Origin of the sequence: Bacillus sp. AFS059628 (assembly GCF_002571225.1) — a bacterium.
In the GTDB taxonomy this organism is placed as follows: Bacteria; Bacillota; Bacilli; order Bacillales; family Bacillaceae_G; genus Bacillus_A.
This window is the reverse complement of record NZ_NVEC01000022.1, coordinates 21,150-33,287: the sequence shown is the minus strand read 5'-3', so window position 1 is coordinate 33,287 and position 12,138 is coordinate 21,150. Positions and strand designations below refer to the sequence as shown.

Sequence of the window (12,138 nt, the reverse complement as noted above, 5' to 3'; positions counted from 1 at the left end):
TCCTTCCCCTGGCTCCAAAATAGGCTTTATGAGAGTTTAAAAAGAAAGATTTATTAAGTTCAAAAAATCATCATGAGAAAGAGGGAAAGTAAGTGATGGTTCAAACCGAAATTAGTTCAGTAACTTCTAATCTTCAATTTGTAAAATGCAAAAATATTGTCGAGTTGACCGCAACCTTGTTAGCGCAAGTGGAAGGTCATAATAATTTTCCTGTTCTGCAGGAATCAAATCTTGTAGAAGTGACATCGCTTCCTAAGCAAGTAAATGATTATCTTGAACAAGCAAAGCAGTTTCTTCGTGATGGAAAAGCTACATTAGCAAAACATGTGGTTGCAAAATATGATGTTGAAAATCACGATGCTATCATCGTATCACATGATGATGATCCGTTATGGTATGTACAATCTCTGTTTTGGGCTGTACTCACCAAACGTGCTTGGATAGATGAGAGTGCCGCTGATGAAGTTGACAAAACACGTCGTCTCTATGTTGGTTCTTCAAGTGTTCCAATGTATAGTATGACAGGATACTCTAAACAAGTAGCCTTTTATTTGACTGGTGCGAGTCCAGAAGTGCTGAATCATTTGTTAATTAAGACAATTCAGTATCAGCCAGAAGAAAACGAAGATAGTTTTATCTTTCGTGTTGAAGCGCAAACAACTACGTTTGCAAAAGATTATCCAGAATTATGTGAACCAGCTACTGTTCTGAACGTGCGAATGAAAAAGGGTGCACATACATTGTTCATTAATGGTCACTCTGGCGATGATTTTTTAATTACTGATTCAATGGTTCTCTGTGGTAAACAAGCAAATGCTTCGTATGGTGTATTGCCTAACAAAGAAGTTGCGCCTGTTTGTTACAATACAGGCAAATGTTTCACGGATGTACTGCCTTCGTGGATAAGTAGAAAATCATATGTTCGACATACAGAAGATTTAGCTTTTAAACATATGGTTATTTACGGTTGTCGCTCTTTTTATCTAGGGCATAATCCGTATGGACCTTATTTCGATTTAGCGCTTGGTGCCGTAGCAGGTCAAGCAGTAAGCTATATAGGTTCATTTGAAAATGTTGATACTGAGTTAGAACAAGTATTCTTTCTAAATGCGCTCCTTCGTACAGGATTTACAATTGGTAGAGCACTAGATATGTATAACGAATGGGCGGCTTCTAGTTATCAGGGACGTGCACCATTACGTGCGCTGGGTGATCCAGAAGTAAGGCATTTTACTCCAAAAGAAATTCCTGTACTTAATTTTAAAGAATCTACAGTAATTCAGGTAGAAAAGCCAATTTGGACGTTTAAAGTTGTTATTGATAAAGTCTTATCTGAAAATATTGCCATTGATATTAAACGTTTAGATGGTAAGGATGAGGCGATAAATTTCGCACTGCAACGTAAAGATAACGAAACAGAAATATGGGTATTTGGTCCAAGACGATTAAAAGCGGGGAACTATGAGATTAAGATAATAGACTTACTTTCCGTTGATCGCTTAGATGAAAAGCTTGTTAATCTTCACGATCGTCTGAATGTTCTTGACTATTTACAAATTCTTGATAATGAGTCGCGAAAAAATGTAAAGTTGTTGCGTGAAAAAATGTCTCAGATAACTCAAATGATTCCAACAATTATTCAATACGCTGACGGTGAAAAGTTCAATAATGTTATTTCAGGTTTCATAGAAAAAATACCGGAAATCCAAAATTCTCTCTTGACGCCTTTAATTGATAATCTCGATGGAGACATTGCAAATCCATTAATGATGTACGATAAACGTCGTATTTATGGTAAAGATGTTCTCAGTGATTGCCCAACCTGCGGAAATAAAATGTCAATATCTGATATGAGATTTCCAGGAGTTCCGCATAGCGAACGTGTACGTGAGCAGTGTGTTAATTGTGAAATGATGCTAGAACGTCCTAAAAATAGTAAAACTGAGCTAAATGCAAAATTGGAAGAGTTTTTGGATAAGTCAGTGGTTACTATTACTTTAACGAATCATTCGGATGAACCAGTTCACGCTTCACTTGGTAGTGTAATTGAGATGGGCGCACAGTGGGGATCCGAATTGAATCCGAAATATATGGAAATTACATTGCAGCCAAAAGAAACGGTGACTCGAGAGATACAGATTTCATCTCAAGAAATTGCACCAGTTCCTCGACAGTATCTTTTTCTTCTGGGGATAATTGATATGGAATGGTTTTATTATTCAGTAGGTCTACTTCCGAGGAAAGCGTATGAAGGTGAATAATCATGAATAATAGTTGGAGTATTACGCAATCAAGTTATATTTCTGATGAACAAAAATATTATGAGACCCTATTCGCATTGTCTAATGGATATGTGGGAATCCGTAATACACTTGATTTTATGTCGGAACAGGCGAACCCAGGTTGCTTCTTTGCAAATATATATGATAGAGCTTTAGTTACAAGAAATGAGATTGTAAATGCCCCGAACTGGTTAGACTTTCGTATTTTTATTGAGGGAATGCCTATTTTGTTAGATCAGATTAAGGTACTTACTTTTAAGCGGACTTTGGATCTCAAACAAGCTATTGTGAGAACTAACTATCGTGTGCAAGATGATTTAGGACGTATTACACAAATCCAGCGTAAAGAATTTTTATATGCTGTTGATCACCATGCCGCTGTATTGAGTTTAGAAATACAACCGGAAAATTATTCAGGTGAAATTACTGTAACAACGATGCTGAACTATAATCATGGAAACTCAATGTATGGTGGTTTTTTAAATGAAGTTCGAACTCAACATCTACAAAAGTGTTTGAGTGAAGCTGGTGAAACCACTTATCTTGAAGTAGAAACCATTGGAACTAAGTCTCCTATTGGTATGGCTTCAAGGATTGTGGTAGAAGAGCACATGAATCGTTTTCCTGTTTATGAAAAAGAGTGTGTAGGAGAAACATTGCGTTACTTCGCAAAAGAGGGGAAAACCAACTCATTTATAAAGTACGTAACTTTCTTCAATGGTTTTGATAAAAAACAAAATCTTAGAAATGCTTGTTTGGAAAAGTTAAATGAAATAAATCAAATAGGTATTGATGAATTGACTCGACAACATATAGCGGTATGGGATGAACGATGGCAAAAGTATGACGTAATAATTGAAGGAGATGAGCGTGCGCAAGAAGCAATTCGTTTTGGCGTTTTCCATTTAATTCAGTCTCCTCATCCAATGAAGGATGGTACCAATATCGCATCACGTGGGTTGACAAGTGAATATCATCTCGGTCACTTTTTCTTCAATACAGAGATTTATAAATCACCATATTTCATGTATATGGAACCATCTATAGCTAAATCATTATTGCAATATCGCTGTAACACTTTGTCAGCTGCACGTGAAATAGCAAATAGTATGGGATATAAGGGTGCTCGTTTCTCAGAAGAATCGGATCATGAAGGGTTTCCGGCAGGTCCTAGTAAGTTTCGAAACATTTTTACAGGAAAAGAACTAGAAGAGTGGACTGGGCGTGAAACCCATTATATCGGTGCACTTTGTGTTTATTCATTGGCGAAATATTATCAAATGACAGAAGATAATGAGTTTATCCTTCAACATGGTTTGGAATTATTACTTGAAACGGCAAGATTTTCAGCTAGTATTGTCAAATGGAATGAGTGCTCTAAAACTTATGAAATTCATAAGGTAACTGGGCCAGATGAATATCATATGCACGTTGATAATAGTTATTTTACCAACTACATGATGAAATTTAATCTATCATATGCACTTGAAATGTTGGAGATTCTCAGAAATATAGACATAGTGGCTGTTGAGGATGTTTGTGAAAAACTGGGTGTCTATGATGAGGAAATTCAATTATGGGAGCATGTGAAACAAAATCTGTATCTTCCAAAAGCCAGGGAAGGGGTATTTGAACAATTTAGTGGTTACTTTAATTTAAAAGATGCATGGATTAATTCTTATGATCAAAACAATCGTCCGGTAATCTCTGAAGAATTTGAAGAGGTTGCTGCATACTTACAGAATAGTTCCAATCAAATTATTAAGCAAGCAGATATTATTATGCTAATTTCGATGTTTCGGGATAAATTTAGTTATGATGATAAGTTAAAGAATATGGAGTACTACGATAAGCGTACAGCTCATGAATCTTCTTTGAGTGCTACACATGCAGCGCTTGTTGCAGTTGATTTAAATCAGCTAGAAATAGCTTATAAATATTTTATGATTTGCATGCGATTCAATCTTGATTTTATTCCAAAAGCAGACTATCGAAACGGTATCCATCTTGCTTCTTATGCAGGCGGATGGCGTGTATTAGTAGAAGGATTCTGTGGGGTTGAGATTAAAGGAAGTTCTTTATATATTAATCCAAAAATCCCATCTAATTGGTCAAAAGTATCTTTTGGTATTTGCTGGGAAGATCATTTTTTACGAATTGAGATTGGATCAGAAGAGTTAAAAGTTAAAATGGTAAAGAAAGGGAAATCTAAAGGGACTATTCATATAGGTGGTAATACTTTAGAGTTTCAGGATGAAAGTACTCACTATATAACACTGTAAATGTAGTGTGGAGTAAATTAGAAGTGTAAAAAATATATGATTAATCTAAAAAAGGGGGGTTTAGAATGAGCAAAATTTTGGTTACTGGTGGCGCAGGATATGTAGGTAGTTTGCTTGTTCCTGAATTACTTGATAAAGGGCATGAAGTAAAAGTTTTTGACTGGATGTTGTTTGATCCACATATCTTTGATAACTTAATTGATCATCCAAAATTAAAGATTATTAAAGGTGATCTTCGTGATGAATATGCAGTAGAGCGGGCATTGCAAGATATAGAGGATGTAATTCATTTAGGATGTTTATCTAATGATCCGAGCTGTGACATTAACGAAGAATTGACAAGGGAAATTAATTTTGATGCGGGTATGAAGTTAGTTCAGCTTTCTAAAAAGAATGGAATTCGAAGATTTTTTAACGCATCCTCAGCAAGTGTTTATGGAATTAAGGAAGAAGAAAATGTAACTGAGGATTTTTCACTCGAGCCAATTACAGCTTACTCAAAGTATAAAGCAGAATTGGAAGCTGTCTTGAATGGAGAAATTTCTGATTCTTTCAGTGGAGTAACTGTCCGTCCTGCTACTTTATGTGGATATGCACCACGTCAGAGATTTGACTTAGCGCTTAACATTCTTACTTATCAAGCGGTAACAAAAGGGAAAATTTCTGTATTCGGAGGAGAACAAAAGCGTCCGAATTTAACGGTAAGGGACATGGTAGATATTTATATGCTTTTATTAGATACGCCAATTAAAAAGATTAATGGAGAAGTGTTTAATGTTACAGCAGAGAATCACAAAATTATTGAGTTGGCCGAATTGGTTAAGGATACTTTAGAGAAACCAGTTGAGATTGAAATCACCCCTACTAATGATCATCGTTCATATCATATGTCGGCTGAGAAAATCCAACGTGTACTAGGATATACTCCAAAATACGGTATTCGTGAAGGTATTCGTGAATTGGCTGAAGCTATCCAAAACGGAAAATTGGGAAATCCGGCAGATTCAAAGTATAGAAATGTTCAGTTTATGAATGAAAACTTCAAAACCTGGTCAAGTGTAGGGCAATCCGTATGAATATACCATATGTGAATCTTCCTTTACAAAATGAATTGATTTTGGATGAACTGATGCAAAATATTCATCGTTTGCTTAAGTCGGGGCAATTTATCTTAGGAGATGAAGTTCAGAATTTTGAAAAGAGCTTCGCTGAGCGTGTAGGTACAAAGTATGCAATAGGTTTGAATAATGGAACGGATGCAATTTTCCTGACACTAATGATGTATGGTATAGGCCATGGTGATGAAGTAATTACAGTACCCAATTCTTTTCTGGCTACTACAGCAGCCATAGAATTGATTGGAGCAACACCCATACTCATAGATGTTGACCATGATCAAAATATGAATCCAAAGCAGTTAGAGGAAGCGATTACTGATCGAACAAAAGCAATTTTACCAGTTCATTTAACTGGTAAACCCGCAAAAATGGACAAGATTATGGAAATTGCTAATAAATATAACCTTTTAGTAATTGAAGATTGTGCACAAGCAGTTGGCGCACATCTAAATGGTAGGCATGTTGGAACCTTCGGACATGCAGGGACTTTTAGTTTACATCCCTTAAAAAACTTAGGTGCATGTGGAGATGCAGGAGTCGTAGTCACTGATAATGAAGAACTTGCGGAAAAACTTCGTAAGGTTCGAAACCATGGGTTAATTAATCGTGACGAATGTGAGCATTGGGGTTACAATTCAAGACTTGATGCGATACAAGCAGCTATTTTGAATGTGAAAATCAAGTATTTAGATAATTGGACAAATCGTCGTCGTGAGATTGCGAAGCGCTATTGTGAGAGTTTTAAAGATTTGCCATTAAAACTACCAGTGGAGTTAGAAAATGAAATCTGTGCATACCATGCATTTGTCATTCAATTGGAAGAACGTGATCAGTTAAGATCCTATCTAGCTGAAAAAGGTATTGATACTAAGATTCATTATCCAATTCCAATTCATAAGCAAAAGGCAGCACAAAATACAGAGTATGGAAAGCTTATTTTTCCTATAGCAGAGCAGCAGGCAAAGCAAATTCTTTCTCTACCAGTCTATCCTGAACTTACAGATATTGAGGTTAATAGAATTATTGAAAGTATACGTCAATTTTTTATAAAAAAACAGGAGGGTCTAAAAGATGAATTCTATATACAATCTTAAGCGGAATAATGAATTAAGGGAACGAGCCGACCAAGTGTTAGTCGGCGGTGTATCTGCAGCATGGAATCACTTTCCTGAGATGGGTCCTATTTATTTCGATAAAGCAGAGGGTTCACGAATCACGGATGTAGATGGCAATGAGTACATTGACTATGTTGTAGGGTGGGGATCGCTCTTCTTAGGGCATAATCCAGGGGTGTTACATAAAGCAATTCAACAATCATTAGAGACTGGTTTTGGTTTTCAATATGAAAGCCAATATCATGTAGAATTAGCAGAGAAAATCACTAATATTGTTCCGAGTGCTGAAATGGTTCGTTTATGTAATTCTGGCACGGAAGCTACCATGAATGCAATACGATTAGCTCGTATTAAAACTGGTAAGAATAAAGTGATTAAATTTGAAGGACATTTCCATGGATTACATGATTATTTACTATACTCTATGGACACGTCGCCTCATCTTGGTGAAGTTAGAGGTTTAGGAGATATCCAACCAATCCCGGGATCAGCTGGTATTCCTGGAATGATAGAACAGCTGGTAATACCACTGCCATTTAATGATATCGAAGCATTTGTAGCAGCAGTAAAACGTCATAAAGATGATTTAGCAGCAATTATTATGGAACCAATCTCTTTGAATATTGGTTGTGTAAAACCTACTCAAGAGTTTTTGCAAGCCTTACGTACTATATCAAAAGAGGAAGGCATTGTATTAATTTTTGATGAGGTATTGACCGGATTTCGTGTTGCTTTGGGTGGAGCGCAAGAATACTTGAACATTGAACCTGATTTGTCCTGCTTTGGTAAAGCGTTAGGTTGTGGTCTTCCAGTTGCTGCCTTAGCTGGTAAGAAAGAATTTATGACCGGTTTAGAGCCTATTGGTAAAGGACAGATGAGTGGAACAAACACCGGACGAATGATTACAGTTTTAGGAACACTAAGTGCTCTGAAAGAATTAGAGAAACCTGGTCAATATGAACATATTACTAATTTAAATGATACTTTCGTTCGGGAGTTTAGTGGATTGATGGAGCGTTATTCTATTCCAGGTTATGTTCAAGGGGTTGGAGGAAGAATCGGAATTCATTTTGGCCTCCGCTCTCAACCAACTGACTATCGTCATATCATTCGTGAATGGAATAAAGATTTTACATTAGAATGTTTTAGAAAAGCATTCTACGAACAAGGGTTGTACGGATTCTTTCTTCCGTTATCTGACTGCCCGGAACCGATTACAATGTGCCTAGCGCATACCTTAGAAGATGTTTATGAAACACTAAACCGAGTAGAGAAAATTTTCCAGCAGGTACCTTATTTCGAGGGAACTAATAGATAATTAAATAATTAGGAGGTTCTCCATGGAGGAAATATTGATTCGAGAGATGATCGCAGATGACTGTCCTGCTGTTATTAAAATCATTACTGATTATAATCAAGAACATGGAAAGATTGCTGAGGATGAATTTGAAGAATGTTTTTTTAAAGGAAATATAATGAAGCAGGTATTTCATGTTGCGGTAGTTAGTGGGAAAATAGCAGGTGTTATGGGGTACAAGCCGGATAAGGAAGGTGCAGACCATGTTTATTGGGCTGTATGGTTGTATATTGACAGAAAATACATGCGAAAAGGGATTGCGTCAAGACTTTGGAAATCTATTGAGCAGAATATGATTGAAAAGGGTGCACGAAAGTGCTATTTGGATGTAGGAAATGAAAGCGATCAACCTGAAGCAATTGCTTTTCATAAGAAACAAGGTTTTGAGTTAGAAGGAGTTATGAAGGATTACTGGAAAGACGGCGAAGATATGATGCTGTTTGGTAAAAGATTAAAACCTTTTGGAGAGGGAGAACAATACATGAACCAAGTAAAGTTTGTGTCATTGGAACAATTAGCAAAGCTTGTAGGTAAATATAAAAACCAAGGAAAAACAGTCGTTCATTGCCATGGATGTTTCGATTTATACCACGTTGGTCATTTACGTCACATGAAAAAAGCTAAAAAATCAGGAGATATTTTAATTGTAACAATAACTCCGGATCAATATGTCAATAAAGGGGAAAATCGCCCAGCTTTTAGTGAAGATTTACGTGCTGAAATGATTAGTGCTCTAGAAATTGTAGACCATGTTGCTATTAATAAGTGGGATTCAGCCGTAGAAACATTGCAATTACTACGCCCAAATTACTATGTGAAGGGACCTGATTATCGGGATCCTGACGGCAAGACTAATCCTAATATTTTTGAAGAAGAGAAAATCTGCCAGGAAATTGGATGTAAACTTGTTTTTACTGATGGTTTTACTTCTTCCTCCACAAAGTTGTTAAATCAACACTTCAACCTTAAACAAAAGGTTTAAATCAGGAGGAATCAGGATGGAAAAAGTGAAAGGTATCATATTTGATCTTGATGGTGTCATTGTAGATACTGCTCGACTTCATTCTGCAGCATGGAAAAGGCTTGCCGAAGATATAGGAGTCAAATTAAGTGAAGAGGTAGCCATTAAGCAACGTGGAATCGATAGAATGAATTCATTAGAGTTACTACTTCAGTCTGCGGGAATAACTGGAATAAAGTATGAGGAAAAGCTGGCATTAGCTGAAAAAAAGAACAGATATTATTTAGAATATGTAAAATATTTGTCAAGAAAAGACCTTCTTGAGGGAGCTTTAGATGCCTTGCAGACATCTCAACAAAGCGGATATCAGATAGCTCTTGGTTCTGCTAGTAAAAATGCTGAAATGGTACTAAAATCTTTAGATATTTTTAAATATTTCGACTTTGTCGTTGACCCGAGAAATTTATCGAGCAAACCGCACCCTGATATATTTTTGACAGCTGCAAGGGGACTTGGATTACCTCCAAAAAATTGTGTAGTTTTTGAAGATTCTTACGCTGGTCTCAAAGCTGCAAATACAGCTAAAATGAATGCAGTAGGAATAGGAAAACTACAAGATTTTGAAGGGCTGAGTTTTGAAACTGTTATACCATCTCTTTTATACTGGAGTTTTATAGATATGAAAGAACTTGTAGATCACTTCATTTAGAAAATATTAGTAGTAAACAAGTCTTCAGGAGGAGTATATATGTGGAAGAATCTTCAAGATCCAAAGTTATTAATGTTGTTCCTAGGTAGGTTATTTTCGAACTTTGGTGATGGTTTAAAATATATTGCAATCGCATGGCTCACATATGACCAGACGGGCTCTGTGGTTACGGTAGGAGGAGTCTTATCCTTGACAATGCTCCCAAGTATCTTATTGACTCCAGTAATTGGTGTACTATTGGATCGATTTGACAGGAGAATTTGTGCAATGATTGTAGAATTTCTACAATGTATCATCTTGCTACTGTGGGTTTATTTCTTGAGTGTAGATGGGTTTAGTATTACATTTTTATTTGTGTTTACAGGGTTACTAGCTGTGGGACAATGTGTGACGATGCCAGCGCTATTTGCGCTTGTTCCCGAAGTTTTTTCAAAAGAACGAATGCTAGGCGTTAATTCTTTGCTATCAATTGCTTCACAAGCTGGTTATTTAATTGGATCTTCTCTAGGTGGTTTCCTAATTGCTTTTATTGGGGCAACTGGAGCCTTCTCGATTAATGCTTTTACCTATTTTATTTCAGGGGTTGTGCTCTTCTTTCTAAGAAGAGGAATCGTTCGTCCTACAAATCCAGATGGGGAGGCAACTAATACAGGATTGTTGTCCGGCTTGGTGAAAACTTTTTCGTATACTAAGGGACGGGGCGACATCCGAGTTCTTGTTCTTCTGGGAATATCAACATGGCTTGTAACAATGGTTATTAATGTATTATTAGCCCCATTTACAAAAGAAGTGTTGCAAGTAGGTACTTGGGGATTTGGGGTGTTAGATGCTGCTATTGGAGTTGGAGCTGTTGCAGGTGGTGTTGCGATGGGCTGGATTGAAAAAAGTTACCGTAAGCAGATTATAGGAATTGGTTTTATACTAACTGCAAGCTTACTTTTCATTTTTGGGGCCAACTCAATTTTTGTTATAGCTATTTTTCTGAACTTCTTAATTGGCGTAATAATACAGATTACGAGTACTTTTGTTGACACTTATATTCAATTAAGAGTAGATAATAATTATCTTGGAAGAATTTCATCAACAATTCGCTTTGGAGGAAGTACGCTTGGGCCTATATTTATGTATTCATTTGGCGTGATTGCTGAATATGAATCTTTCTTACTAGCATTCGGCGTTATGGCTTTATATACAGCCTTCATCGGTATTTCTTCCTTCTTCTGGGGAGTTCGATATGAGTTTGATCAAACATTCGAAAGATACTCAGATAAAGCAACAGTGACAACACAGTAATAACAAAAGGACCCTTTAGCTTTTTATTGCTGGGGTCCTTAGCTTATCGTAAAGAATGGCGAAGTACATTAAGTTGGTTGTTGAAATCAGTAGAGGAACCATTTTCTAGTGCATGAAGAAGATCAAAAAATATGGGACGTTTGCCATAAAAACTAGCTACACGTCTGTATAAGTCAAATATATCATATTTTAATTGTGTATGTTGACGATAGCGCGCTAATGTCTGTAACAAAAAATCATTTCCGTAATCCCAGTACAAACCAGAAAAATCATAGGCAGGATCACCAATTTTAGCATCGCCAAAATCAATAATACCTGAGATTCTTTTTTCTTTTTCAGAATAAATAATGTGGGCGTGACTTAAATCACAATGAATAAGTGTCTTTGGTAAATTAGTAATGTTCCATTCCTCTAAAAAACTTTCAAATAAATTCTCCACTTTTTCTTGCTCCGATTTAGCAAGGTAAGGGAGAATCTTAAGTTTAATATCAGCCCAGTGATTTTTCCAATATTTTTCAGTTTGTTCCTCCTCAAGGACTGGAAAATCACGTGCTGCTAAATCAAAGGAATGTATTACAGCTAGGGCATCACCAAGGGAATCTGTGAGTTTTCGACGTAAGGAACCTGAAAGTTTTTGAATCAGTCCCCGATCTAATGGAACCCCTTTAATAATTTTATAATAACAACAGATTGGTAAATTATCTGTAGAATCATAGAGGAGTTTGTAGTTTGGAACTTGTATGTTTATTTCATTAAGAGGGTCCCTTATTTGACTTAACAGTTGTTTCTCAACAATAAGTCGCTTTTGAACTTGAATATTACGAGGGAATCGGAAAATCCAAGAGTCATTTATAATAATTACGAAGTTATCCCATCCCTTATTATCAATTTTCCAGTTCTGAATTTTAAGATTTGGTAGTTTTTCTGAAATCCAATTTAGACGTTTCATTAGAGTGGGATTATCTGGCATAGTATTCCTCCTTATATGTAGCTTTGATTATTTTAACATATTTTCTGAATT

General features: G+C 36.2%; 9 protein-coding genes. 8 read left to right on the top strand and 1 reads right to left on the bottom strand.

The window, feature by feature from the left end:
- Nucleotides 1-92: 92 nt before the first annotated feature.
- The 8 genes from COL05_RS09100 to COL05_RS09065 all read left to right on the top strand — a co-directional run bounded on the left by COL05_RS09100 (nt 93) and on the right by COL05_RS09065 (nt 11,117).
- The gene (locus COL05_RS09100) at nt 93-2,261 is read left to right on the top strand and encodes a hypothetical protein (RefSeq protein WP_098668369.1); all 2,169 of its coding nucleotides are present in this window, start codon (nt 93-95) and stop codon (nt 2,259-2,261) included.
- 2 nt (nt 2,262-2,263) lie between these two features.
- A complete protein-coding gene (locus tag COL05_RS09095; RefSeq protein WP_098668368.1) occupies nt 2,264-4,564 on the top strand; it encodes a glycosyl hydrolase family 65 domain-containing protein in 2,301 nt (766 codons plus the stop codon).
- Between the two features lie 65 nt (nt 4,565-4,629).
- Nucleotides 4,630-5,640 (top strand): NAD-dependent epimerase/dehydratase family protein, encoded by a 1,011-nt coding sequence (locus tag COL05_RS09090; protein ID WP_098668367.1) that lies wholly within the window; start codon nt 4,630-4,632, stop codon nt 5,638-5,640.
- Nucleotides 5,637-6,776 carry a DegT/DnrJ/EryC1/StrS family aminotransferase gene (locus tag COL05_RS09085; RefSeq protein ID WP_098668366.1) on the top strand — a complete coding sequence of 380 codons (1,140 nt, stop codon included), beginning with the start codon at nt 5,637-5,639 and terminating at the stop codon, nt 6,774-6,776. The genes COL05_RS09090 and COL05_RS09085 overlap by 4 nt, the downstream gene beginning before the upstream one ends.
- A complete protein-coding gene (locus COL05_RS09080; protein WP_098668365.1) occupies nt 6,754-8,115 on the top strand; it encodes an aspartate aminotransferase family protein in 1,362 nt (453 codons plus the stop codon). Before COL05_RS09085 ends, COL05_RS09080 begins: the two co-directional genes overlap by 23 nt.
- Nucleotides 8,116-8,137: 22 nt before the next feature.
- Nucleotides 8,138-9,136 carry a GNAT family N-acetyltransferase gene (locus COL05_RS09075; RefSeq protein WP_098668364.1) on the top strand — a complete coding sequence of 333 codons (999 nt, stop codon included), beginning with the start codon at nt 8,138-8,140 and terminating at the stop codon, nt 9,134-9,136.
- 16 nt (nt 9,137-9,152) lie between these two features.
- Nucleotides 9,153-9,824, top strand: a complete 672-nt coding sequence (gene pgmB / locus COL05_RS09070; RefSeq protein WP_098668363.1) for a beta-phosphoglucomutase — start codon at nt 9,153-9,155, stop codon at nt 9,822-9,824.
- A 39-nt stretch (nt 9,825-9,863) separates the two neighbouring features.
- Complete coding sequence (locus tag COL05_RS09065; RefSeq protein WP_098668362.1) at nt 9,864-11,117, top strand: MFS transporter; 1,254 nt, start codon at nt 9,864-9,866, stop codon at nt 11,115-11,117.
- A 43-nt stretch (nt 11,118-11,160) separates the two neighbouring features.
- Here COL05_RS09065 and COL05_RS09060 read toward each other — a convergent pair whose 3' ends face one another.
- Entirely contained in the window at nt 11,161-12,087 is a 927-nt protein-coding gene (locus tag COL05_RS09060) for a phosphotransferase family protein (RefSeq protein ID WP_098668361.1), read from the bottom strand.
- Nucleotides 12,088-12,138 lie beyond the last annotated feature (51 nt).

Bases quoted from the DNA above. Each gene is read 5' to 3' on its own strand.
- COL05_RS09090 (WP_098668367.1), top strand. From the start codon at position 4,630: ATGAGCAAAATTTTGGTTACTGGTGGCGCAGGATATGTAGGTAGTTTG.
- COL05_RS09060 (WP_098668361.1), bottom strand. From the start codon at position 12,087: ATGCCAGATAATCCCACTCTAATGAAACGTCTAAATTGGATTTCAGAA.
- COL05_RS09095 (WP_098668368.1), top strand. From the start codon at position 2,264: ATGAATAATAGTTGGAGTATTACGCAATCAAGTTATATTTCTGATGAA.
- pgmB (WP_098668363.1), top strand. From the start codon at position 9,153: ATGGAAAAAGTGAAAGGTATCATATTTGATCTTGATGGTGTCATTGTA.
- COL05_RS09080 (WP_098668365.1), top strand. From the start codon at position 6,754: ATGAATTCTATATACAATCTTAAGCGGAATAATGAATTAAGGGAACGA.
- COL05_RS09065 (WP_098668362.1), top strand. From the start codon at position 9,864: ATGTGGAAGAATCTTCAAGATCCAAAGTTATTAATGTTGTTCCTAGGT.
- COL05_RS09075 (WP_098668364.1), top strand. From the start codon at position 8,138: ATGGAGGAAATATTGATTCGAGAGATGATCGCAGATGACTGTCCTGCT.
- COL05_RS09085 (WP_098668366.1), top strand. From the start codon at position 5,637: ATGAATATACCATATGTGAATCTTCCTTTACAAAATGAATTGATTTTG.